At 68.0% G+C, this 23,162-nt stretch carries 19 protein-coding genes; 7 read left to right on the forward strand and 12 right to left on the reverse strand.

Going from position 1 to position 23,162, the window contains the following annotated elements:
* Positions 1 to 56: 56 nt before the first annotated feature.
* A complete protein-coding gene (locus HWX76_RS02305) occupies positions 57 to 1,169 on the reverse strand; it encodes an ABC transporter ATP-binding protein (protein WP_050011302.1) in 1,113 nt (370 codons plus the stop codon).
* 108 nt (positions 1,170 to 1,277) lie between these two features.
* On the opposite strand from HWX76_RS02305, the gene HWX76_RS02310 reads away from it, so the two are divergent.
* On the forward strand, positions 1,278 to 2,801 hold the full coding sequence (locus HWX76_RS02310) for a PLP-dependent aminotransferase family protein (protein ID WP_050011303.1): 1,524 nt from the start codon (positions 1,278 to 1,280) through the stop codon (positions 2,799 to 2,801).
* A gap of 30 nt (positions 2,802 to 2,831) precedes the next feature.
* Here HWX76_RS02310 and HWX76_RS02315 read toward each other — a convergent pair whose 3' ends face one another.
* The 5 genes from HWX76_RS02315 to HWX76_RS02335 form a co-directional block, all read right to left on the reverse strand.
* Positions 2,832 to 3,866, reverse strand: coding sequence for a lipase secretion chaperone (locus HWX76_RS02315; protein WP_176015426.1), 1,035 nt, complete (start codon positions 3,864 to 3,866; stop codon positions 2,832 to 2,834).
* A 3-nt stretch (positions 3,867 to 3,869) separates the two neighbouring features.
* Entirely contained in the window at positions 3,870 to 4,964 is a 1,095-nt protein-coding gene (locus HWX76_RS02320) for a triacylglycerol lipase (RefSeq protein ID WP_124553997.1), read from the reverse strand.
* Positions 4,965 to 5,185: 221 nt separating this feature from the next.
* The gene (locus HWX76_RS02325) at positions 5,186 to 7,318 is read right to left on the reverse strand and encodes a TonB-dependent copper receptor (protein ID WP_176015427.1); all 2,133 of its coding nucleotides are present in this window, start codon (positions 7,316 to 7,318) and stop codon (positions 5,186 to 5,188) included.
* A gap of 81 nt (positions 7,319 to 7,399) precedes the next feature.
* The gene (locus HWX76_RS02330) at positions 7,400 to 7,768 is read right to left on the reverse strand and encodes a DUF2946 domain-containing protein (protein WP_050011406.1); all 369 of its coding nucleotides are present in this window, start codon (positions 7,766 to 7,768) and stop codon (positions 7,400 to 7,402) included.
* A gap of 157 nt (positions 7,769 to 7,925) precedes the next feature.
* Positions 7,926 to 8,462: a cytochrome b gene (locus HWX76_RS02335; RefSeq protein ID WP_050011307.1), complete on the reverse strand. Its 537-nt coding sequence runs from the start codon at positions 8,460 to 8,462 to the stop codon at positions 7,926 to 7,928.
* 228 nt (positions 8,463 to 8,690) lie between these two features.
* On the opposite strand from HWX76_RS02335, the gene HWX76_RS02340 reads away from it, so the two are divergent.
* Entirely contained in the window at positions 8,691 to 9,329 is a 639-nt protein-coding gene (locus HWX76_RS02340; protein WP_089489725.1) for a Pr6Pr family membrane protein, read from the forward strand.
* 78 nt (positions 9,330 to 9,407) lie between these two features.
* Here HWX76_RS02340 and HWX76_RS02345 read toward each other — a convergent pair whose 3' ends face one another.
* The gene (locus tag HWX76_RS02345; RefSeq protein WP_124553995.1) at positions 9,408 to 10,142 is read right to left on the reverse strand and encodes a peptidoglycan DD-metalloendopeptidase family protein; all 735 of its coding nucleotides are present in this window, start codon (positions 10,140 to 10,142) and stop codon (positions 9,408 to 9,410) included.
* 416 nt (positions 10,143 to 10,558) lie between these two features.
* On the opposite strand from HWX76_RS02345, the gene HWX76_RS02350 reads away from it, so the two are divergent.
* Complete coding sequence (locus HWX76_RS02350) at positions 10,559 to 10,879, forward strand: hypothetical protein (RefSeq protein ID WP_011694691.1); 321 nt, start codon at positions 10,559 to 10,561, stop codon at positions 10,877 to 10,879.
* Positions 10,880 to 10,989: 110 nt separating this feature from the next.
* Here the strand turns inward: HWX76_RS02350 and HWX76_RS02355 are convergent, their stop codons facing one another.
* From HWX76_RS02355 to HWX76_RS02370, 4 genes are all read right to left on the reverse strand, one after another.
* Positions 10,990 to 11,334: a DUF4148 domain-containing protein gene (locus tag HWX76_RS02355; RefSeq protein ID WP_069618486.1), complete on the reverse strand. Its 345-nt coding sequence runs from the start codon at positions 11,332 to 11,334 to the stop codon at positions 10,990 to 10,992.
* A 200-nt stretch (positions 11,335 to 11,534) separates the two neighbouring features.
* Entirely contained in the window at positions 11,535 to 12,947 is a 1,413-nt protein-coding gene (gene gndA / locus HWX76_RS02360; protein WP_089489151.1) for an NADP-dependent phosphogluconate dehydrogenase, read from the reverse strand.
* A 97-nt stretch (positions 12,948 to 13,044) separates the two neighbouring features.
* Complete coding sequence (locus HWX76_RS02365) at positions 13,045 to 13,686, reverse strand: DUF938 domain-containing protein (RefSeq protein WP_050011311.1); 642 nt, start codon at positions 13,684 to 13,686, stop codon at positions 13,045 to 13,047.
* Positions 13,683 to 14,591: an NAD-dependent protein deacetylase gene (locus HWX76_RS02370; RefSeq protein WP_176015428.1), complete on the reverse strand. Its 909-nt coding sequence runs from the start codon at positions 14,589 to 14,591 to the stop codon at positions 13,683 to 13,685. Before HWX76_RS02370 ends, HWX76_RS02365 begins: the two co-directional genes overlap by 4 nt.
* Before the next feature lie 1,213 nt (positions 14,592 to 15,804).
* Here HWX76_RS02370 and HWX76_RS02375 point away from each other — a divergent pair.
* Positions 15,805 to 16,764: an LLM class oxidoreductase gene (locus HWX76_RS02375; RefSeq protein WP_050011313.1), complete on the forward strand. Its 960-nt coding sequence runs from the start codon at positions 15,805 to 15,807 to the stop codon at positions 16,762 to 16,764.
* 339 nt (positions 16,765 to 17,103) lie between these two features.
* The gene (locus HWX76_RS02380) at positions 17,104 to 19,494 is read left to right on the forward strand and encodes a mechanosensitive ion channel domain-containing protein (RefSeq protein ID WP_176015429.1); all 2,391 of its coding nucleotides are present in this window, start codon (positions 17,104 to 17,106) and stop codon (positions 19,492 to 19,494) included.
* Between the two features lie 33 nt (positions 19,495 to 19,527).
* Here the strand turns inward: HWX76_RS02380 and HWX76_RS02385 are convergent, their stop codons facing one another.
* The gene (locus HWX76_RS02385) at positions 19,528 to 20,364 is read right to left on the reverse strand and encodes a CerR family C-terminal domain-containing protein (RefSeq protein WP_050011315.1); all 837 of its coding nucleotides are present in this window, start codon (positions 20,362 to 20,364) and stop codon (positions 19,528 to 19,530) included.
* Positions 20,365 to 20,455: 91 nt separating this feature from the next.
* On the opposite strand from HWX76_RS02385, the gene HWX76_RS02390 reads away from it, so the two are divergent.
* Together HWX76_RS02390 and HWX76_RS02395 are read left to right on the forward strand one after the other, a co-directional pair.
* Positions 20,456 to 21,574 (forward strand): HlyD family secretion protein, encoded by a 1,119-nt coding sequence (locus HWX76_RS02390; protein ID WP_089489148.1) that lies wholly within the window; start codon positions 20,456 to 20,458, stop codon positions 21,572 to 21,574.
* Positions 21,567 to 23,156, forward strand: coding sequence for an MDR family MFS transporter (locus HWX76_RS02395; RefSeq protein ID WP_089489147.1), 1,590 nt, complete (start codon positions 21,567 to 21,569; stop codon positions 23,154 to 23,156). Before HWX76_RS02390 ends, HWX76_RS02395 begins: the two co-directional genes overlap by 8 nt.
* Positions 23,157 to 23,162 lie beyond the last annotated feature (6 nt).

A 23,162-nucleotide genomic window follows, 5' to 3' on the forward strand; every position in this document is an offset into this window, starting at 1 on the left:
GGTGGAAGTGGGCATTGTTGTTGACGACGTGCTGCGGAAAACCGGGTAAACCATGCTCACGCGAACACGCGCAGGTGTTCGGGCGAGAATGCAAGCGAGACCGGTGCGCCGGGCGAGAACGCGTCGAGCGCGCCGGTGCCGAGCGGCACCTTCACGAAACATTCGTCCTGGCCGGGCAGTGCGCAGCGCATGCGCACGTGATCGCCGAAATAGATGAGGCTGCGCGCCTCGCCGCTCACGCAATTGGCGGCGGCGCCATTCGCGCCGTTTGCGCCGTTCGAGCCATGTGCGGCGAGGCTCATGCGCTCGGGGCGGATGCACGCGACGGCCGGCGCGCCCTCGGCGGCTTCGCCGATATGGCGGCCGACGAGCTTCGTGCCGTCGTCGAGCCGGAATTCGCAGAATTCGCCGTCGACGCGCGCGATGGTGCCGCGCAGCCGGTTGCTGTCGCCGATGAAGTTCGCGACGAATTCGTTGCACGGCGATTCGTACAGGCGGTCGACGGTGTCGAGCTGCTGCACGATGCCCTTGTCGAACACGGCGACGCGATCGGACATCGTCAGCGCCTCGCCCTGGTCGTGCGTCACGTACACGAAGGTCACGCCGAGCTTTTCATGCAGCGCCTTCAGTTCGTACTGCATGTGTTCGCGCAGCTGCTTGTCGAGCGCGCCGAGCGGCTCGTCCATCAGCACCAGCTTCGGCTCGAACACGAGCGCGCGGGCCAGCGCGATGCGCTGCTGCTGGCCGCCCGACAGTTGCGCCGGATAGCGTTTCGCGAAGCGTTCCATCTGCACCATCTTCAGCGCATGCGCGACGCGCTCCGCGCGCTCGCCGACCGGCAGCTTGCGCACCGTCAGCGGATACGCGACGTTCTGCTCGACCGTCAGATGCGGAAACAGCGCGTAGTTCTGGAACACCATGCCGATGTTGCGCTTGTGCGGCGGCACGCTGTTCAGCAGCTCGCCGTCGAGGCGGATCTCGCCGCCGGTCGGGAATTCGAAGCCGGCCAGCATCATCAGGCAGGTCGTCTTGCCCGAGCCGGACGGCCCGAGCAGCGTCAGGAATTCCCCCCGGTGGATGTCGAGGTCGAGCGATTTGACGACCAGCGTCTCGCCGTCGTAGGTCTTCCGCACGCCGCGAAAGCTGACGATCACATCATCGGACTTCATCGTGGCTGTCCCCTTGCTGCGCAACAAAACGTTTTTGAGATGGACCCACTATACGGCCCGCACGGTTCTATACTAGGGAACCATTTCAATATTCCTAGTAGGACCACTTTGGATACCGTGATCCTCGCCGACTGGCTGTCCGCCCGTCTGGACCGCAGTTCGCCCGAACCGATGTACCGGCAACTGCTGCAACTGATGCAGCAGGCCATCCTGACCGGCGAACTGGGGCCCGGCACAAAGCTGCCGAGTTCGCGCACGCTCGCGGGCGACCTGTCGATCGCGCGCAATACGGTGCTGCACGTATACGACCAGCTGACGGCCGAAGGCTACGTGCTGACGACGACCGGCAGCGGCACCTACGTGGCCGACACGCGGCCGGACGCCGCCGCGATCCGCGTGCCGGGCGCCGCGCCGCCGGCGTCGGCCACTGGCGAACCGCCGCCGCCCGACGCGCAGCGCAGCCTGTCGATGCGCGGGCGGCAACTGGTCGAGCATGCGGGCGTGTCGCGGCGCCAGTGGGGGGCGTTCATGCCGGGCGTGCCGGACGTGTCGGAATTCCCGAGCCGCACGTGGAGCCGGCTGCAGGCGCGACTGTGGAAGGAAGCCAATCCGGAGCTGCTGACCTATGCGCCGGGCGGCGGCTACCGGCCGCTGCGGCGCGCGCTCGCCGACTACCTGCGCGTCGCACGCTCGGTCAAATGCTCGCCGGACCAGGTGATCATCACGACCGGTATTCATCAGTCGATCGATCTCGCGGTGCGGCTGCTGTCCGACATCGGCGATCGCGCGTGGGTCGAGGAACCGTGCTACTGGGGCGTGCGCAGCGTGCTGCAGGCGGCCGGCCTCACGCTCGCGCCGGTGCCGGTCGACCAGGAAGGGCTCGACCCGCGCGCGAGCGACATGCAGCATCCGCCGCGGCTCGTGCTCGTCACGCCGTCGCACCAGTACCCGCTCGGGATGGTGATGAGCCTCGCGCGGCGCCGCATGCTGCTCGAATATGCGCGCCAGCACCGCTGCTGGATCATCGAGGACGATTACGACAGCGAATTCCGTTACGGCAGCCGCCCGCTCGCGTCGCTGCAGGGACTCGACGAGGGGGGCCGCGTGATCTACGTCGGCAGTCTCGGCAAGATGCTGTTCCCGGGGTTGCGGATGGGCTACATGGTCGTGCCCGAGCATCTGGTCGACACCTTCCGCACCGGGCTGTCGGAGCTGTATCGGGAAGGCCAGCTGATGCAGCAGGCCGTGCTCGCCGAATTCATCATGGACGGCCACCTCACTTCGCACGTCAGACGAATGCGCACGCTGTACGGCGAGCGCCGGCAACTGATGATCGACGCGATCCGCGCGCGCTTCGGCGACGCGCTGCCGGTGATGGGCGACGAGGCCGGCCTGCATCTGGTGCTCGGCCTGCCCGACGCGTGCGACGATCGCGCGGTCACGCAGAGCGCATTCGACGCGGGCGTGATCGTGCGCCCGCTCACCAGCTACTACAGCAGCCTCGACACCGCGCGGCAGGGTTTGCTGCTCGGCTATGCATGCGTCGCGCACGAAGGCATTCGCCCCGCGTTCGACACGCTCGCCGATACCATCGAGCAACATCTGCCGCGGAACATCACGCGCGCCGCGTGAAGCCTGCCGCACACGGCGGCGCGCGGTTCGTCAATGCGCGCTGCCCGCGCCGCGATCGAGCGACGCCGCGCGCACGGCTTCGCCGGGCTTCGTGAACACACGCTGCCGCAATGCGGCAATCTGTGCGTCGCGATCCTGCGGCGACAGGCCGGCCGATTCGATCTGCGCACGCTGCGCCGCATAGTCCGCGTAACGGCCCTGCCACGACGCGTCGTCCTGCTGCATCTGCGCAACGCGCGCGGCGGCCTCGGGGTCGAGCGTCTGCGTCAGTTGCGCGCGCATCGCGTCAGGCGTCGCGCCGTGCTTCTGCAATTGCGCGATCTGGTCGATCGCGGCGCGTTGTTGGTCCACCCGCTGCTGCGCCGCGCGTTCGTCGGCCGGCATCTGCTGCTCGAGCGCCGCGAGCCGCTCGGCCTTCTGCGCATCGGTCAATGAGCGATCCTGAGTGATCTTCAATCGTGCGAGGTCGTAGCGCTGCCGCCACTGCTCCGCGCCGAAGAACGGCTGGCTCCAGTCGCCGAGCGTGCGATAGGCGATCGACGCGCGCTGGTCGAGCGCGAGCTGCAACGCGCCCAGGTCGGACTTGTCGACCGCGCCGGCATCGCTCAATTTGGCGAGCGCATCGAGATACGCGCGATACCGGTGCCACACGTCGAGCGCCTCGGCCTGCGCGACCGTGCCGTCGAGCTGCGCGGCGATCTCGCGCACGACGAACGCATCGAGCGCCACCGCGCTCAGGTCGCTCTGCGCGGTCAGGCAATAGTCGAAGAAATCGCGCACCGCGCGCGACTTCGCAAGATGGCCGCCTGCATCGAGCGGCAGGCGCGGCGCGCTGGAACCGGCGAGCGACGTCGGCAGGTCCGTACTCGCCGGTACGGCCGGCTGCGGCGCAGCGGCCGCCACGCGGCTCGTCGCGGACGCATCCGGCACGTCACCCGCGGCGCCCGTGCCGCGATGCGATCCCGCCGCGCTCCACATCGCGACGCCGGCAATCGCCGCCAGCCCCACGACACCATAGATCGCCGCGCGCCGCGCCAGCGGCGCGCGCCCTTCACGTGCCGCCATCGATCACACGCCCGCGAGTTTCAACCGGTTCGCATGCGTGCGGATCACCGCGACCGGATCTTCCGCATACGCGCCGCGCACGCCGAGCAACTGGTTGATCTCGTCGATGTGGTTCCACTTGTAGCTCGTGCTCAGCACCTTGCCGTACAGCGCGCTGCACTTCGATACGAGCCCGTCGTTCTGGCCCGAGCCGCGGTTGATCATCACCGTGCCGGTTCCATACAGCGCAAGCGTCGACAGATCGAGCGCGTTCGCCGGATCGATCACCGGAATCGTGCTCGTGTCCGTCGCGCCCGTCGCGCCGAGCACGGAAAGCGTCGGCTGGATCGCCGTGCCGGCCCACGAATACAGCAGATGCGTGTTGCCGCCGACGGTTTCGGTCGGTGCACCGGTCTGGCAGCTCCCTGGCGCGCCGAGGCCCGCGCTCGGATAGTTCTGGTTGTAGGCGGCGGCCTGCGCGGTCGTCAGCGTCTTCAGTGCAGCGAGGGCATCCTGGTTCGTGTTGTGGCTGCTGTTCGTCAGGATCCCGAATACATTGACGAACGCGGCGATCACCGTCGAAGACAACCCGGTCGGATCGTATGCGAGCACGCCCTGCACGAAGTCGGCGAACTCGGAGCCGCGATGCGGCGTGCCGATCGTCGTCACCGACGCGACGAGATCGGGTGCGACGGCCGCGACATAGCGCGACGTCAGCCCGCCCTGGCTGTGCCCGACGAGATTGACCTTGGTCGCGCCGGTCGCCGCGAGCACCGTCTTCACGTAAGCGAGCAGTTGTTCGCCGCGCCCGTTCGGGCCGTCGTCGCTCTGGAAGCCCGACAGGTTCGCGACGTAGACGGTCGCGCCATGCTGCTGCAGGTCTTCCTGGATGCCGTACCAGTAGTCGAGTACGCCCGCATACTTGTCGGTGCCGGTCAGCCCGTGCACGAGAATGATTGGATAGCGCGTCGTCGCATAGTCGTCGGCGGGCGCGGTTGCCGCCATCGCCGTGTGCGTCGTCGCGAGCGTCGTCAGCGCGGTCGACGCCGCGAACGGCGCGACGCTCATCGCGCATGCCACTGCCCCTGCCATTACCCTGGAACGCATCGATCTGGCCATGCATGTTCTCCTGATTATTGTGCTGCCGGTGCGAATGACACCGGATCGACACGCACGCCGCATTGCGCGCACCGCGCGGGTCGAATGCGGGAGTGAAGCACGACTCGCGAACGTTTGCGCCCCGACTAGATACGGTTCTCTAATCGGTTGACGCGCGCCGCCCGTTCGGGCGGTGCGGCGTCCAGGCACGCGCATGCTGCGACGCACACGCGCGATGCACGCTACAGCTTCGCGCTCACGCGCACCCATGCGGTACGCCCCGGCTCCATCACCGGCGCGTTCGCCGGATAGCCGAAACCGGCATTGCCGGCGAGGTTCAAATGCTCGGTGTAGGCCTTGTTCAGCACGTTGTCGACGCCGACCGAGATCTGCACGGTCTTGCTGACGTTGTACTGCGTATGCAGCGACAACACGCCGAATCCGGCGCTCGGGCCGAAGTCCTTGCCGACCACGTTGCCCTCGTTCAGCGCATAGCGATGCTGCGGCGCAACGATGCGCCACAGGCCGCCCGCCGACCATGCGCCGCGCGTGTATTCGAGCCCGATGCGCGCTTCGAGCGGCGGCATCTGCGGCAGCGGATCGCCGCTCGCCACGTTGCGCCCCCACGCATACGCGAGCGACGTCTCGACGCGCAGCGGCGCGACCGGCCGCCACGACACGCCGGCTTCGCCGCCCATGATCTGCGCGTTGACGTTGGTCGCTTGCGTGGTCGGGCCCATCATGCCGGCCGCATAGTTGAACAGGATGAAGTCCTGTACATAGCCCGCGTACGCGGACACCCACGCATCGAAGCGGTCGCTCTTGTATTGCGCGCCGACGTCGAGCTGGGTGGTTTTCTCCGGCTGCACCGCCGAGAACGCGTTGACCGAACCGGCCGGCCCGCGCGTCGCGGAAAACAATTCCCAGTAGTCCGGATAACGCTCTGCGTGGCCGATCCCCGCGTACCATGTGACGGGCAGCGACGCGAGATCGCGCTCGTAGCGCACGAAGCCGCTCGGCAGCACCTTCATCCGATCGTCGTCGAACGTCGGATTCGGCTTGCTCGTCATCATCCCGGGCGTCATCGCGCGCTTGTCGCCTGCGCTCGCATAGTCGACGCGCGCGCCGCCGATCACGCGCGCGACGTCGCTCGCATACCACGTCAGTTCGCCGAACACGCCCGCGTTCCACATCGTCGCCTGCGCATCCCACGGCTGGTTTCGGTAGTTCTGCCGCCCCATCGACGAACGCGAATCGAGCCGGTTCGACTGCGCATCGACACCCGTGACGAGCTTGACGTCGTCGCCGAAGCGCAACGTCGCGGCCGCACGCGCGCCGACCGTGCGGCGCCGCACGTCCGCGGCCATCCGCATCGGCATGCTGCTCGTCGGATCGGGCTGCCGCAACGTATAGTTGTCCATCACGTGATCGGCTTCGTTGTAGTACACGCGCGCCTCGATCCGGTCGAGCACGTCGCCGAGATGTCGCTTGTCGAACGACAGCCCGAACGTCTCGCGGCGGAAATGCGCGCCGTCCATCCCGCGGCCCGCATAGCGCGCATAGCCGTCGCCGGTGCCGGCGGTCAGCTCGACACGCGTATGGTCGTCGGGCGTCCAGCCGAGCGCGGCATCGGCGTTCCATTTGTCCCACTGCGACGGCACGGTGTGGCCGTTGCCGTCCTGGTAGTCCTGCGAATGCGCGTGGTTCGCGGTGACGCGGCCATAGACGTCCGGCGTGCCGGCGGTCAGGTCGAGGTTCTGGTCGTTGCGGCCGAACGATCCGCCGACGAGGCTGCCGTCGAAGCGCATGCCGGAGCGCTCGAAACGCGGCGTCACGCGTTCGAACAGCACGGTGCCGGCCGACGCGCCCGGACCGTACAGCACGGTCTGCGGCCCCTTCACGACGGTGACCTTGTCATAGCTTTCCGGCGCGATGTACGACGTCGGCGCATCCATCCGGTTCGGGCACGCGCCGAGCGTCGGCATCCCGTTCGCGAGGATGTTCAGCCGCGATCCGAACATCCCGCGCAGCACGGGGTCGCCGTTCGTGCCGCCGCTGCGGATCGACGTGAAACCCGGAATCGTCTTCAGGTAATCGGCGCCGTCGCTGGCGGGCAGCGGCTGGCGCGGCGCCTTCGGATCGGTGACGACGACGAGCGGCGGCGACAGCGGCGACGCGACGACTTCGACGGGCGGCAACAGCATGGCCGCCTCGCCCGTCGGCGCACCGGCAGCATGCGCGGTGTCGGCTGCGGCAGCGCCCGCGGTCAGCGCGCCGACGGCCAGCGCGCGAACGGTGAGTTTCAGCATGCGCGGCAAAGGCCGCGCACCGGCATTGCGTGGCGCACGCGGCGCACGCAACTGGAAGTTGGTCATGATCGAAAGCCCGAGTGACGCCCTCCACGCGGCCTCGACGGTCGCACGGATATCGGCGGTGATAAGAACGGAAGAAACGCGTCAGGCGCGCTCGGGCGGTGCGCGCGGATAGGCGCGCGGATAACGGTCGCCGCGCGCCGCGACGGCAGGCGACGCGGCGGCGGAAACGGAAACGACGGGAAGGGAGTCGACCGACACGGCGGCAGGCGCGCCGATGGCCGGGCTATGCGCGAAGAAACCGCAGTAGCCGCACGCGTCGAGATGCAGCGCATGATCGTGCATGCCGCGCGCATCGGACGGACGATGCGCGCCATGCTCGGTACTGCAGACGATCGCCTCGGGCGTGGCCGCATGGGCGATACGCCACTGCGACACCAGCGGCGCCGCGATCGCGATCCAGATCGCGAGCAGGCCAAGCCAGGCAGTCAGGTGACGATGTCGGTGCAGCATGTACGGCAACGAGTCAGCGGAATGTAAAAAACAGCCGCGATGTTACAGAATGTTCAACGTGATGACCAGTGCGGGCGCACGGTAAACGAACCGGGGGCGCATGGTTGTCAACACAACCATGCGCCCCCGCGTGCTGCGCGTGCCGGCAGCCGGACGATCAGGGCATCATGCGGCGCAGCACGTCGTCGCGCCGGATGAAATGATGGTAGAGCGCGGCCAGCGCATGCAGGCCGATCACGAAGTAGAACGCATTGCCGATCAGCTCGTGCACCTCCTTGATCGTCGGCCGCAGCGCCTTGTCGGGGCCGAACAGCGTGAACGACACGCCGAGCCAGTCGAGCGACACCGGCTTGCCGCCCATGTTGATCGTCATGATGCCGAGCAGCGGCTGCGCGATGACGAACGCGTAAAGCGCAAAATGTGCGAGCTTCGACAGCCAGCGCAGCAGCGTCGTCTGCGGAATCGGTTCCGGCACGCGGCTGACGACGCGCCACAGCACGCGCAGCACCGACAGCACGAGGACGAACGTACCGGCCGTCAGGTGCACGCTCATCCAGAACGCCCGGCTGTCGCTGCCCTTCGGTCCGCGGATCTCGATGGCCAGGTAGGCCAGCGCAACCAGCAGGAAGATGGCCCAGTGGAAGAAGATCGCGGGCGAGCTGTAGCGCGTCTGTTTCGCGAGGATGTTTTTCATGCTTCGTCTCGTGTCGTATTCGGGGAGGGGCGCCCATTGCAAACGGCCTGCGCCCGGCAAAGCTGTGGCGATTGTAGCCGCACGGGCGTCCAGTTTTGCACGGCGCGGTCAAATAACCGATGAATCGTCGGCGCGCGCCGCGTGACGGCTTGCCCTATGGAAAATCCGCATCGCGCGGGCGGGCGGCTGTGGCACGATGAAGCTTTGGTGCGACGGCGCGCGGGCATCATGAGCAAAGCGTTCTTCGTTGCGGCCTACCGGCTGATCGCCGCATTGCTCGCGGTGTCCACCACGCTGCACAGCGTCGCCGACTACTGGCGCCTGCCAAGCTTCCATCTCGGCAACTACCTCAGCTACTTCACGCAACTGAGCAGCCTCTACGCGGCCGCGATACTGGCCGCGGGGCTGTGGCGCATCGCGCGCCCCGGCTCGGCCCGCTACGAATCGATGCGCGGCGCGGCCGTGCTGTACGTGCTGATCACCGCGATCGTCTACGAGCTGCTGCTTGCGCGGCTCGATGCGCTGCTCCACGTCACGCCGGCGTTCAACAACTGGGTATTGCACCGGATCGTACCGCTCGTGATGCTGTGCGACTGGCTGTATGTCGAACCGCGCTCGCCGATTCCGCGCCGCAGTGCGTTCGCGTGGCTCGGCTTTCCGGTCGTCTATCTCGGCTATACGCTCGTGCGCGGCGCGGTGGAGAACTGGTACCCCTACCCGTTCGTCGATCCGCGGCCGCACGGCTACCTGCCCGTCGCGATCCAGTGTTCGCTGATCGCGCTCGGCGCGGTGGCGCTCGCGTTGTGCATTTGCTGGCTCGGTAATCATGCGAGACAGTCTGGCAGCGCGACGCTTAAGGAAGGATGAAGGCGGAAAGGTGAAAGAGGCGGGGGAGAAAGGTGGGAACGTGTGCGCCGCCCGGCGCACACGTGGCGATGCCGACGATCAGCCGCCGTTGCGCGGCAGGAAGTTCATCGGATCGACGACCTTGCCGTTCTGGCGGACTTCGAATTCGAACGTCGAACGACCGCTCGCGTCGGCGCCCATTTCGGCGACCGGCTGGCCCTGACGCACCGCGTCGCCTTCGTTGACGAGCAGCTTGCCGTTGTGCCCGTAGGCCGTGATGAGCCCGTTGTCGTGCTTCAGGATCACGAGCGGACCGTATGCCTTGACGCCGGTGCCGGCGTACACGACGCGCCCGTTTGCCGCGGCCCGCACCGAATGGTCGGGCCCGGATGCGGCGATCACGACGCCGCGCGTCTTGCCGGCCGAGAACGGTGTCGCGACGACGCCCGTGGCCGGCCATGCGAGCGAGCCCGGCTGGGCGGCCGCCGCGGGCGGCTGCCCGTACGAAGTCGCGGCCTGCGGCGGCGCGACCCGCAATACCTGGCCCGGCGACACGGCGTCCGTGGGCGCCATGCGGTTCCAGTTGGCGACGTCCTGCACGCGTTGCCCGTAAGCGTTCGCGATGCCCGCCAGCGTATCGCCGGGGTTCACGCGGTAATAACCGGCAATCACGCCCGGCGTCGCCACCGACGTGGACGCCGGCTGGCGCGTGGGCTGCCAGCTGTCGGTCCACGGCGTCATCGTGCAGCCCGTCAGCGCGATGGCCGCGGCGACGAGCGCCGCCTGCGGCAGCCAGCGCGTGAGCGCGCCGTGGATGGGAATAGTTTCTCTCAAGGGTCCTCCCGGATTTGCGTCGTTGCGCCGCCCACCGCCCCCCGGCGCGCGACGCACGATGTCCGGCCGAACGGCCGGATCAATCAGTATCCGACCGCTTTCGCGGCCGTCAGTTTCCACAGCGGAACGTGGTGCGAAGCGCTCATCGGCCCTTTTTCGCGTCGTCCCGATCGGCAAAGATACCATTTGTCGCGGTCAAGGCTCCGACAGTTGCCCGATCCGGAAACAATCTTGCGGCGTCGCACGGGCGCCGGCGGCCTGCTGGCCGGGCCGGGCGGGCCGCCCAGTGGCTGCTCGCGGTTTGTCGCGGAGGCGCACCGCCGCCTGCCGTATCGGCGGCGTCATATTGTCCGCTTCGATCGCCGCCTATACTCGGTGATGCGCAGCGCGATCCAACGACAACGAGGACCATGACAATGAATAACGCGACGTTTCTCTCCGTGCAGCTCGACGCCGACGATTTCGCCGGTTCCAGCGGTCTGGTCGAATTGCTCAACCGGCACCTGCTGTTCGCGACCGACGTCGCCGAAGCGGCCGATGCGCTCGTCCAGCTGGCGAGCGTCACGCACCTGACCGGCGCCACGCGTCACAGCGTCGAGCTGCCGGTCCTCGCGATCGAACGGCTGCGCGACGCGCTCGACACGCTGAGCGGTTACGACGAAACGTGGCTGCAGGTGCTGGAACCGGCGGAAGCGCTGTTCCGCGATATCGGGCGCGGCAGACGCCCGCTGCACTGAACGACGGCGCATTGCGCGCCGCCAATGAAAAAGCCCGTCGTTCCGCTATGCGGAACGACGGGCTTTCGTACGACAGGGGGTCGGATGCGGTCGCCAGCGCGGCCGTACCATTAACGACCCTTGTAGACCGGTGCGCCGTCAGCGATGCGCTTGACTTGCCAGCCGGTTTTGGCAGCAGCCGGTACGCCCGATTCCTGGCCGGCGGCCGGTTGTGCGCCGTAGCCGGTCGTATCGGCGGCGGCGACGTTCTGTTGCGGGTTCACACGCGCTTCAGCGGCCTGGATGCCTTCCGGGTAGTTCGTACGGTCGCTGCCCAGCTTGTAGCCGGCCTGTTGCAGTTGAACCAGTTCGGCCTTCACCTGGGCACGGGTGACGGGCGCGTTCTGTTGAGCGAACGAGACGGCGGGGACAGCGAGGACGGCAGCAGCAGCGAACGTTGCGATCAGCGATTTCATGATTACCTCCGGGATTTTTTTGCTCCGCCGCACACACCATGTCTGCAGCGATGGAACAGAGTTTAGTCCCGGCAGCACCTAGGGAAAACCATGAAAGAACGAAAACACTGTTTCCCCGGAGCCAACAATGCTGGCATCCGGGATGGAAAAACCCTATTCAGAGCATAGATTTTCGCAACAATGCTGCCCCCGCTCGCCGGTCAGGCCCAGTTCGCGTGGAAGCTGCCCGGCTTGTCGGTGCGCTCGAACGTGTGCGCGCCGAAGAAGTCGCGCTGCGCCTGCACAAGGTTCGCCGGCAGCCGCTCGGAACGATAGCTGTCGAAGTACGCGACCGCCGACGCGAACGCCGGGACCGGCACGCCGGCCTTCACCGCGGCCACCACGACGTCGCGCAGCGCGGTCTGATAGTTCGCGGCGATGTCCTTGAAGTACGGATCGAGCAGCAGGTTCGCGAGCGCCGGATCCTTCGCGTAGGCGTCGGTGATCTTCTGCAGGAAGCGCGCGCGGATGATGCAGCCCGCGCGGAAGATCTTCGCGATCGTTCCGAGATCGAGGTTCCAGCCGTATTCTTCCGACGCCGTGCGCAGTTGCGCGAAGCCCTGTGCGTACGAGATCACCTTGCTCAGGTACAGCGCGCGGCGCACTGCTTCGACGAACGCGGCGCGATCGCCGTCGAACGGCGCGGCCGCCGGGCCCGACAGGATCTTGCTGGCGGCGACGCGCTCCGTCTTCAGCGACGACAGCACGCGCGCGAACACCGATTCGGTGATGAGCGGCAGCGGCACGCCGAGATCCAGCGCGTTCTGGCTCGTCCACTTGCCGGTGCCCTTCTGCGCGGCGCGATCGAGGATCACGTCGACGAGGTGCTTGCCGGTCTCTTCGTCCTTCTTGCCGAAGATCTTCGACGTGATCTCGATCAGGTAGCTGTCGAGCTCGCCCTGGTTCCATTCGGTGTACACCGCGCCGAGTTCGTCGTTGGTCAGGCCCGCGACGTCCTTCAGCACCGAGTAGCTTTCGGCGATCAGCTGCATGTCGCCGTATTCGATGCCGTTGTGGACCATCTTCACGTAGTGGCCCGCCCCGTCCGGGCCCATGTACGCGACGCACGGCTCGCCGTCCGACGGCGCCTTCGCGGCGATCTGCTTGAGGATCGGCTCGACGAGATCGTACGCGTCGCGCTGGCCGCCCGGCATGATCGACGGGCCGCGCAGCGCGCCCTCTTCGCCGCCCGACACGCCGGTGCCGATGAAATGCAGCCCCGATTGCGCGAGTTCCTGGTTGCGGCGGATCGTGTCGGTGAAATGCGTATTGCCGCCGTCGATCAGCACGTCGCCCTTCTCGAGCAGCGGCTTCAGCGATGCGATCGTCGCATCGGTGGCTTCCCCGGCCTTCACCATCATCAGGATCCGGCGCGGCGTTTCGAGCGACGCGACGAATTCCTCGAGCGTATAGGTCGGCACCAGATTGCGGCCGGGGAATTCGGCGATCAGTTCGTCGGTTTTCTCGCGACTGCGGTTGAACACCGACACCGCGTAACCGCGGCTCTCGATATTGAGTGCGAGATTGCGGCCCATCACCGCGAGCCCGATCACACCGATTGCTTGTTTGCCCATTAGTCAATTCTCCGGAAAAAACGGGGCGCGACCCGAGCCGGGCCGCGCGCACAGGCGAAAGGATAGTGGAAACCCGGCGGCGCTGCCCGCTTGCGTGTCATTGCTCCGCGTGCGGCAGGCGCCGGAATGCGACGCTCAGGTTGTTCGCCGGCATCTCGACGACCTCGATGCAGTCGAGCCCGCGATCGAGCCCGAGTGCGACGACGGTCTCGAGATCGCGCACGCCCCACGACGGGTCGCGGCTGCGCAACTGCCGGTCGAAGGCCTCGTTCGACGCCGCCGTATGGCGGCCTTCGCGACGGTACGGGCCGTACAGGAACAGCACGCCGCCCGGCCGCAGCACGCGCGACGCGCCCGCGAACAGCGCTTCCGTACAGGCCCACGGCGAGATGTGGATCATGTTGATGCAGACGATCGCGTCGAGCGCCGCGACCGGCCACGGCGTGTCGCGCACGTCGAACGCCAGCGGCCCGGCGACGTTCGCGAGGCCCGCATGCGCGACCCACGCGGCGATCGAACGCCGCGCGTGCGCGTCGGGATCACTCGGCTGCCAGTGCAGGCCCGGCAACGCCTGCGCGAAGTGAACGACGTGCTGCCCGGTGCCGCTCGCGATTTCGAGCACGCTGCCGGTCGCCGGCAGCACGCGGCGGAGCACGTCGAGGATCGGCCCGCGATTGCGTTCGGCCGCCGGCGCCGACAGCCGCGCGGACGGATCGTGAGAAGAAGCGGCGCCGGTCACGATGCACGCTCCGCAGTGTCGCTGTTGCTGTTGCGCCCGAGCCCCAGCCGCGTCACCAGTGCGTCGAGCGCGGGTGCGCAGCGCGCCTCGACCTTCAGCGTCAGCATCGGGTCGGCGCGCGTATGGCCGAGATTGAGTGCGGCAACCGGCTTGTGCTGCGCCTGCGCCCACACGCAGAACCGGTAGCCGGAATACACCATCAGCGACGAGCCGACGACGAGCAGCGCGTCGGCTGCGTCGAGCGCCTGCGACGCCAGCGCCACGCGCTCGCGCGGCACGTTCTCGCCGAAGAACACCACCGCCGGCTTCAGCAGGCCGCCGCACGCGGGGCACGCCGGGATGCGGAACGTATCGAGCGCGGCCCATTCGAGATGCGCGTCGCCGTCCGCGGCCGGCTCGGCCTGCGCGCCCAGCAGCTCGGGATTGTCGGCTTCGAGCACGGTCTGGATCGTCGCCCGCGCATGATGCGCGCTGCAGTCGAGGCAGGTCACGCCGTTGATGCCGCCATGCAGCTCGATCACGTCGTCGCTGCCCGCGCGCTGATGCAGGCCATCGACGTTCTGCGTGACGAGACGCTCGATCCGGCCCGCGCCGCCGAGCCGCGCCAGCGCGACATGGGACCCGTTCGGCCGCGCGCGGCCGACCACGGGCCAGCCGATCATGCTGCGCGCCCAGTAGCGGCGCCGCGCGGCATCGGAGCCGAGGAATTCCTGGAGCTGGATCGGCGGCGAGCGCATCCATTGGCCGTTGCGGTCGCGGTAGCCGGGAATGCCGGAATCGGTGCTGATGCCCGCGCCGGTCAGTACGAACAGGCGCGGATGACGCTCGACGAACGCGTGCAGCGCATCGAGCGCGGCCGGATCGACGTCGGCGATGGAGGAGTCGGGCAAGGCTGTGTCGTTCATGTTGGCAACGTGATCGGTCGCGCGGGCAGGTCGTGCGCCCGCACGGGCGGCCACGCGCGCCAGCACATGATACAGAACGCCGTGCGATCGGGCGGGCTGCCGCCGCGGCTAGCCGCGACACGCAACAGCACGCAAAAAGACGCCCATCGCCGCTCGGCGACGGGCGCTTCAAACAATTGATCCATCGGGGTAGTGGATCAACTGACAGCACAATGTTGCGACGTCCGTCATACCGCGATCGACGGACGCTCCCCCGGACTTCACGTGTTCCGCACTGCCGCGCCCATCGGCGCGTCATCGGCTTTCCCGACCCGATCCCGTTCGTCGCGCTCGTCACGCCGATGTCATGCGCGGCGTGCAAACGCATTCGCCGCGCGACGGGGTGCGTTGCGCCATGGAATGACGATTCGGGATCCGGGCCGCGGCCATCCGCCAGCGTTCGCGGTTCATCCTGGACGGCCGACCGACATTGGTCGGACGCGCGCGTCACCCATGCACGCCGTCGTTCAGAACGAACCCGATCGTTCGGATGGAACGGAAAGCCGCTCGCTCACGTCGCCGCGATCAGCGGCGAAGCGAATACCCTGGCAGGTCGGCGATTCATGTTTGCAACACGGCATGTTGCGTTTCGGTCTTTTTTCATTCTCTTGTCCCCGTCTTCGATACATCCGACCCACTGAAGCGATTGCCGGGCCAACTGCACCTGCAATCGCGCTCACGGCGCATACAACCATGCAAGGAGCGCACCATGCTTCATGCCGCAAGGCCGCGCGGGCACATCAGGGGCCGCGGGCAGGCATCGTGCCCCGTCAGAAAGCGCGAATGTTTCGAAACTGAAACGCACCGGCGGTGGCGTCGGTATCGTCGGGTTGGCGCGTTGCAGGGCGGCCAGTCGCCTTACAATCGCCCCACGATCGGCGGCGCGCGTGCGCCCGGACTTGCCCTTTCCCGCGGCGCACCACCGCCCGACCGGAACCCGAACTCGCTGCCTGTCCGACACGAAGCACGGGCCGGATATCGACTACCGCATGCTGTTCTACGGCACCGATCGCGACAACCGCGCGTCGCAATGCGCGGCGTTCCGCCCGGGTCTCGCGTTGCGAAGCGGATAGCGCGGGGTTTGCGCCGTCCCGCTCGTGCATCGCGCAAACACGCTAGCATTCGGACACGGAGCGCCCGCATGCTTCCGCTGCCTCGCCGCCAAGGACCCGACATGACCCCACCCGCTTCCGCCCCTCCCGATGTCGCGCATCGCGTGTTCTCGTCCGGGCGGCTGTCGATCGGCCTCACGCTTCCGCTGCTTCGCGGCGGCCACATCGTCGCGGACTTCAACGAGCAACTCGAACTCGCCGCGCTGGCCGATTCGCTCGGCTTTCGCGCGCTGTGGATTCGCGACGTGCCGCTGAACAGCGCCGACTATCCGGACCCGGTCGGCCACCTCGACCCGTGGGTACTGCTCGGCGCACTGGCGTCGCGCACCCGCCGGATCGCGCTCGCCAGCGGCGCGATCGTGCTGCCGCTGCGTCATCCGCTGCATATCGCGAAAGGCGCGCTGTCGGTCGCGACGCTGTCGGGCGGGCGCTTCATCCTCGGGCTCGGCTCCGGCGACCGGCCACCCGAATATGCGGCGTTCGGCGTCGACGCGGAAACCCGGCGCGACCGCTATCGCGCGCACTGGGACGTCGTCGCGGCCGCGCTCGGCATGCCGTCGCGCGTGCTGCCCGACCAGACGCCACCCGATGCGCCCGCCTTCACGCTGCTGCCGCGCGACGGCGATGCGGTGCCGATGCTGGCGGTCGGCTCGGGCGGACAGAGCGTCGACTGGATCGCACGGCATTCGATCGGCTGGATGACGTATCACCGCGATCCGGATACGCAGCGCGCCCGCTATTCGATGTGGCGCGCGGCGGTCGAGCGGCTCGCGTCGCCGCAATTTCGCGCGTTCGGCGTATCGATGCGGCTCGATCTCGCCGCGCATCCGGATACGCCCGCCACCGCGCTGCCGCTCGGTTATGCGACCGGGCGCCGCGCGTTGGTCGATATCCTGCGGGACATGCGCGCGGCCGGGACGCACCATGTCACGCTGAATCCGGGATCGGACCGGCCGGTGCGCGACGTCGTCGAGGAAATCGCCGAGCATGTGTTGCCGGTCTTTCACGACGAACAAGCGTGATTCATCAGGAATCCAAATTCACATGATGCGACGCGAGCGCTGATCGTGGCCGGGCGAATGCTCCCGCAACGGCGCATCCCTGACAGGAATCGGCAACGGCGCGTTACAGACGCCTTACGACCGGGCCAACATGACGTTCCTGTCGATATCGGACGGTCGACCGTCCGTATCCGGCACACGGCTTGCCGGCATGTGCCGCCGACGCCCGTGCCGGCGCCTTCATGCCCGATTCAACTCGTCGACGACGGAACTATTCGGTTTCGATCGCGATCATGTTAACTTCCGTCCATCGTTCAGCCTGGCGGGCCGCGTGACGAGACGCACCCGCATGCCCATTCCATGCGACATATCCTCCTCGGCTGGCTGCTCGCCGCCGTCGTCTCGGCCGCTCACGCGGCCGCTCCCGCACCGGCCGCCGCGTCGGCCGCCTCCGGCGCCGCGCCCGCACTGACGCCGCAAGAGGCGCGGCAGGCACTGAATGTGCTCGAAAACCCGCGCGAGCGTGCGCAGGTCGAAACGACGCTGCGCGCGATCGCGGCCGTCGGCGCGTTGAGCGCACCCGCCGTGCCGGCAAGCGCGGCGCCGGCAGCCAGCGGCGCATCGGCTGCCGCGGCGCCGGCCGCGCTCACGTCGAACGGGCTCGCCTCGATGCTCGTCCGTCAGGGCTCGCGATGGGCCGCGCAGATCGGCAACGCGCTGCAGGAGTCGCTGCGCTCGCTGCTCGATATCGGTTCGGTGGGAAGCTGGTGGCGCGACAAGCTCGTGCGCGCCGACGAGCGTGCGAACCTGACGCGCACGCTCGGCATCCTCCTCGCGGTGCTGCTGCCTGCGCTCGTCGTCGAATGGCTCGCGAAGCGGCTGCTGCGACGCGCACTGGCCGCGGTGGCCGCGCGCCGCGCGGCGCCCGATGCCGCCGCATCGGACGAGGACCACGCGCCCCCGCCGTCGCAAAGCCGAGGCCACGCCCGCCGGCACACCACGCTGCTGAACCGGATGCCGCGCGCACTCATCAGTCTCGCGCTGCGCGCGGTACCGCTGCTCGTGTTCGTCGGCGTCGCGAGCCTGACGATGTCGTTGCTCGTCGAAGCCGACACGCCGATCGAAGCCGCGCTCGAAGCGTTGATCGACACCTACGTGATCTGCCGGCTCGTCACGATCGTCAGCCGGCTGTTCTTCCAGCCCGACGCGCGGCAGTTGCGGCTGCTGCATATCAGCGACGCATGGGCCGCGTTCGCGCAACGCTCGATCGCGCGGATCGTGATCGTGGTCGGTGCATGCACGGCGGCCGTCGAGATCGCCGCGAACTTCGGCCTGACCGAAGCCGGCCATGTCGCGCTGCTGAAGGCCGTCGCGCTCGTCGGGCACGTGATGATCTCGGTGCTGATCCTGCAGTGCCGCCGGCCGGTCGCGGCACGCATCCGCGCCGCCGGCGCGGATCGTCCGACCTTCACCGTCGTCGGCAACGCGCTCGCGGACGCGTGGGCGCCCGTATCGGTCTTCATCGTGATGGCGCTGTGGTTCGTGTGGGCGCTCGACGTCCACAACGGCTACCGCGTACTGATCGCGCTCGGCGGCCGGTCAATCGCCGTGATGATCGCGATGCGGATGGTGTCGATCGTCGTGTTCGGTGCGCTCGCGCGGCTGTTCCAGCGCCGCGACGACGATCGCACGCTCGTTCATCTGCACGCATACCGCTACTACCCGCTGCTGCGCCAGATCGTGTCGGGCGCGATCGGCGTCGTGACCGTCGTGCTGCTACTGCAGATCTGGGGCGTGCCGATCTTCCGCGCATTCGAGACGGGCACGATCGGCCACCGGCTCGCGTCCGCGCTGGTGACGATCGCGATCGCGGCGATCGTCGCGCTCGTCGTGTGGGAAGCGGCCAACATCGCGATCGAGCGCCGGCTGCAACGCTGGACGCGCGAAGGCAACCTGGTGCGCGCCGCGCGGCTGCGCACGCTGCTGCCGATGCTGCGCTCGCTGCTGTTCGTGATGATCGCGCTCGTCGTCGTGCTGACGGGCCTCAGCGAACTCGGCGTAAACGTCGGCCCGCTGCTGGCCGGCGCCAGCATCTTCGGCGTCGCGCTCGGTTTCGGCTCGCAGAAGCTCGTGCAGGATTTCATCACCGGGATCTTCCTGCTGATGGAAAACGCGATGCAGGTCGGCGACTGGGTCACGCTCGCCGGCGTGTCGGGGACGGTCGAATACCTGTCGATCCGCACCGTGCGGCTGCGCGCCGGCGACGGGTCGCTGTACACGATTCCGTTCAGCTCGGTGACGACCGTCAACAACACGAATCGCGGGCTCGGCAACGCGGCCGTCAAGGTCAGCATCGCGTACGGCGAGGACGTCGAGCGCGCGATCGCGACGCTGAAGGAAATCGGCGCCGCGTTGCGCGACGATCCGAAGTACCACGACGGCATCCTGTCGGACTTCAGCTACTGGGGCATCGACCAGGTCGACGGCGCGGCGCTCGCGCTGGCCGGTCAGATCCAGTGCACGGACTCGGCGCGCTGGAGCGTGCAGCGCGAATTCAACCGGCGGATCGCGGAGACGTTCCTCGAACGCGGGATTCGGATCGCCAATCCGCAGCGCAGCGTCGTGGCCTATGCGGACGGGTCGCGACCCGTCGGCAGCGATGACAACGACGCGCGCCCAGACGCGCAGAATACCGCCGAACCGGCGGCCCGGCCGCCGTCGCCCGACGCAGCGGAGCGCAAGCCGGGATGATCGCGATCGCCCGGGGCCGGTGACCGGCGGCGCTCAACGCGCGGCGGGCTTCTTCACGCGCGCCGTGCTTTTCGCGGCGGGCGGTGCGGCCCCCGGCTTCGCCGCACGTCGTTTCGCCGCGGCACCCTGCCCGCGCTTCGCGGCGGTTTCCGGACCAGCGGCCCCCGCATCGCGCTGCGCATGCCATTGCTCGAGCAGCACGCGCGTCTGGTCGGCAATCGTGTCGGTCACCAACGCCGCGCGTTCGCCCTCGAACGCGTCCCATTCGAGCAACTGCAGCGCCGAACGCTGCGCGATGTGGAACACCGTGATCTGCCCGAACAGGCTCAGCGCGCGCAACCGCGTGACGGGATCGTCGGCCGGCCGCCCCGAGATGCGGCCGATCAGCTCCGCGCTCACGTCGTTCAGCGGCTTGCGCATGCGCTTCATCAGGATTTCGCTCGCGCTCGCTGGTTCCTGGCCGCCTTGCTCGCGCGCGAAGAACATCCGCTGGTTCATCGTCTTCGGCGCGGTGAACATTCGGTCCGACAGCGCCCGCAGCAGCCCGATGAACGCATCGATCAGCGCATCGACGCTCGCGTGGGCGTCGAGCATCGCACGCGCATGGCCGACCGCCGGCGCGAACACCTGCCAGCCGTGCTCGGCGATCGTCTCGACGCACGCGCGGTACACGCCTTCCTTGTTCTCGAAGTAGTACTGGAGCGCCGGCGCGTTCACGCCCGCCATCGCGGCGATCTCGCGCGTCGACGCGCCCGCGAACCCGCGTTCGCCGAACAGTTCGATCGCCGCCTCGATGATCCGCTGACGCGTTTCGTCGCCGCGCGCGTAGCCGCCCGCCGACGTGCGGCGCAGCTTCTTCGCTTCGTTCATGCCTTCCTCGTCATTCGCTCGATCGACATTCTACTTGACACAATTTTATCAACTGGAATAATTCTTCCACTTGGAATAAATTGGATCCCGCATGTCGACGCCACAAGACCCGCCACAGAAAGCAGATCGTCAGGAAAACGGAACAAAACCTCGCAACGGCGGAACGAGGCGGCGCGTCCTGCTCGCGGTCGCCGTGCTCGCGACTGTCGGCGGCGCGGTGTGGCTCGGCCGCTGGTGGACGGTCGGCCGCTTCATCGAAAGCACCAACGACGCGTACCTGCAGGCGGACAGCATGACCGCCGCACCGAAGGTCGCCGGCTACGTGACCGACGTCTACGTGCGCGACAACCAGCCCGTGAAGGCCGGCGATCCGCTCGTGCGGCTCGATGTCCGCCAGTACCAGGTGGCGCTCGCGCAAGCGCAGGCGACCGTCGACGCCCGTCGCGCCGATATCGCGCGCGCCGAGGCCGACATCAGCCAGCAGCGCGCGAATCTCGACCAGGTCGACGCGCAGGCGAAGGTGTCGCGCATCAACGCGCAGCATGCGAGCGACGAATACACGCGCTATGCGCCGCTCGCGGCGACCGGCGCCGAAACGCACGAACGCGTGGCAGACCTGAAGAGCACGCGCGACCAGGCGGCGGCGACGCTCGCCGCGAACAACGCGTCCATCGCCGCCGCCCGCACGCAGATCGCGTCGTTCACCGCGCAACTCCAGCAGGCGCGCGCGCAGCTCGAGGCCGCGCAGGCCAGCGCCGCGCAGGCGCAGCTCGACCTCGACAATACGATCGTGCGCAGCACGCTCGCGGGCCGCGTCGGCGACCGGACGGTGCGCGTCGGCCAATACGTGCAGCCCGGCACGCGGCTGCTGACCGTCGTGCCGGTCGATTCGATCTATCTCGTCGCGAATTTCAAGGAAACGCAGATCGGCAACATGCGCATCGGCCAGCCCGTCGAGCTGCACGTCGACGCGCTGCCGGACGGCCCGCTGTCCGGTGTCGTCGACAGCTTCGCGCCCGGCACCGGCGCGCAGTTCGCGCTGCTGCCGCCGGAGAACGCGACCGGCAACTTCACGAAGATCGTCCAGCGCGTGCCGGTGCGCATCCGCCTCGCCGCGAACGCTCGCGCGCAACGCATGCTGTTGCCCGGGCTGTCGGTGACGGTCGACGTCGATACGCGCTCGGTGCGCGACGAGCAGCATCATGGCTGATACGCCCGCCACGATACCCATGCCGCCGCACGAAAGCCGCGCGAGCGTGACCGACTGGATCGCGGTCGCGGCCGGCGCGCTCGGCGCGCTGATGGCGACGCTCGACATCTCGATCACGAATTCCGCGCTGCCGCAGATCCAGGGCGAAATCGGCGCGACCGGCACCGAAGGCACGTGGATCTCGACCGGCTACCTGATGTCGGAAATCGTGATGATCCCGCTCGCCGCGTGGCTCACGCGCGTGTTCGGGCTGCGCAATTTCCTGCTGACGAACTCCGCGCTGTTCATCGCGTTCTCGATGATGTGCGGCTGGTCGCATTCGCTGCCGATGATGATCGCCGGCCGGATCGGCCAGGGCTTCACCGGCGGCGCGCTGATCCCGACCGCGCAGACGATCATCCGCACCCGCCTGCCGCTGTCGCAGTTGCCGGTCGGGATGACGCTGTTCGGCCTGATCGTGCTGCTCGGGCCGCTGTTCGGTCCGGTGCTCGGCGGCTGGCTCGCGGAAAACGTGAACTGGAGCTGGTGCTTCTTCCTGAACCTGCCCGTGTGCCTGCTGCTGATGGCGCTGCTGGTGTTCGGCCTGCCGTCGGACCGCCCGCAATGGAGTGCGTTCTTCAACGCGGACTGGCTCGGCATCCTCGGCCTCGCGATCGGCCTGAGCTCGCTGACCGTCGTGCTCGAGGAAGGTCAGCGCGAACGCTGGTTCGAATCGCAGATGATCGTCACGCTAAGCGTCGTGTCGTTCGTCGGGATGGTCCTGATCGCGCTGTCGCAGCGCTTCGCGAAGCGGCCGATCATGCGGCTGTCGCTGATGCGCAACCCGCGTTACGCGAGCGTGATCGTGATCGTGTCCGCGGTGGGCGCCGGGCTGTACGGCGTGTCCTACCTGCTACCGCAGTTCCTCGCGATCGTCGCCGGCTACAACGCGGAACAGGCCGGTGCGATCATGCTGCTGTCGGGGCTGCCGGCCTTTCTGGTGATGCCGATCCTGCCGCGCCTGCTCGGCAAGGTCGATTTCCGCATCCTCGTGATCACCGGGCTGCTGCTGTTCTGCCTGAGCTGCATGCTCGACATCAGCCTGACCGCGCAGAGCGTCGGCCACGATTTCGTGTGGTCGCAACTGATCCGCGGCCTCGCGCAGATGCTCGCGATGATGCCGCTCAACCAGGCGTCGATGGCGGCCGTCGCGCGCGAAGACTCGGGCGACGCGGCCGGGCTCTACAACATGGCGCGCAATCTCGGCGGCTCGATCGGGCTCGCGATCATCGGCACCGTGATCGACCGCCGCACGACCTTCCATACGGCCGTGCTGCGCGAATCGGTGAGCGCGAACTCGCTGATCGGTCAGGATCGCCTGTCGGCCTATGCGGCCAACTGGTTCGCGCACACCGGCGATCTCGCGTATTCGAACATGCGCGCGCTCGGCCAGTTCGCGCGGCAGATCCAGATCCAGGCCGTCGTCATGACCTATTCAGAAACCTTCTATCTGCTGGGCCTCGCGCTGCTCGCCTGCGTGCCGCTCGCGCTGCTGCTGAGAACGCCGCCGCGCGGCCCGCAACCGATGTCGTCCGGCCATTGACCCGTC

Source organism: Burkholderia sp. BCC0398 (assembly GCF_902833245.1).
Lineage (GTDB): Bacteria > Pseudomonadota > Gammaproteobacteria > Burkholderiales > Burkholderiaceae > Burkholderia > Burkholderia sola.

Excerpts from the sequence above, each read along its gene's own strand:
- HWX76_RS02305 (WP_050011302.1), bottom strand. The coding sequence starts at position 1,169 with ATGAAGTCCGATGATGTGATCGTCAGCTTTCGCGGCGTGCGGAAGACC.
- HWX76_RS02315 (WP_176015426.1), bottom strand. The coding sequence starts at position 3,866 with ATGGCGGCACGTGAAGGGCGCGCGCCGCTGGCGCGGCGCGCGGCGATC.
- HWX76_RS02320 (WP_124553997.1), bottom strand. The coding sequence starts at position 4,964 with ATGGCCAGATCGATGCGTTCCAGGGTAATGGCAGGGGCAGTGGCATGC.
- HWX76_RS02325 (WP_176015427.1), bottom strand. The coding sequence starts at position 7,318 with ATGACCAACTTCCAGTTGCGTGCGCCGCGTGCGCCACGCAATGCCGGT.
- HWX76_RS02330 (WP_050011406.1), bottom strand. The coding sequence starts at position 7,768 with ATGCTGCACCGACATCGTCACCTGACTGCCTGGCTTGGCCTGCTCGCG.
- HWX76_RS02335 (WP_050011307.1), bottom strand. The coding sequence starts at position 8,462 with ATGAAAAACATCCTCGCGAAACAGACGCGCTACAGCTCGCCCGCGATC.
- HWX76_RS02340 (WP_089489725.1), top strand. The coding sequence starts at position 8,691 with ATGAGCAAAGCGTTCTTCGTTGCGGCCTACCGGCTGATCGCCGCATTG.
- HWX76_RS02350 (WP_011694691.1), top strand. The coding sequence starts at position 10,559 with ATGAATAACGCGACGTTTCTCTCCGTGCAGCTCGACGCCGACGATTTC.
- HWX76_RS02355 (WP_069618486.1), bottom strand. The coding sequence starts at position 11,334 with ATGAAATCGCTGATCGCAACGTTCGCTGCTGCTGCCGTCCTCGCTGTC.
- gndA (WP_089489151.1), bottom strand. The coding sequence starts at position 12,947 with ATGGGCAAACAAGCAATCGGTGTGATCGGGCTCGCGGTGATGGGCCGC.
- HWX76_RS02370 (WP_176015428.1), bottom strand. The coding sequence starts at position 14,591 with ATGAACGACACAGCCTTGCCCGACTCCTCCATCGCCGACGTCGATCCG.
- HWX76_RS02375 (WP_050011313.1), top strand. The coding sequence starts at position 15,805 with ATGACCCCACCCGCTTCCGCCCCTCCCGATGTCGCGCATCGCGTGTTC.
- HWX76_RS02380 (WP_176015429.1), top strand. The coding sequence starts at position 17,104 with ATGCGACATATCCTCCTCGGCTGGCTGCTCGCCGCCGTCGTCTCGGCC.
- HWX76_RS02385 (WP_050011315.1), bottom strand. The coding sequence starts at position 20,364 with ATGAACGAAGCGAAGAAGCTGCGCCGCACGTCGGCGGGCGGCTACGCG.
- HWX76_RS02390 (WP_089489148.1), top strand. The coding sequence starts at position 20,456 with ATGTCGACGCCACAAGACCCGCCACAGAAAGCAGATCGTCAGGAAAAC.
- HWX76_RS02395 (WP_089489147.1), top strand. The coding sequence starts at position 21,567 with ATGGCTGATACGCCCGCCACGATACCCATGCCGCCGCACGAAAGCCGC.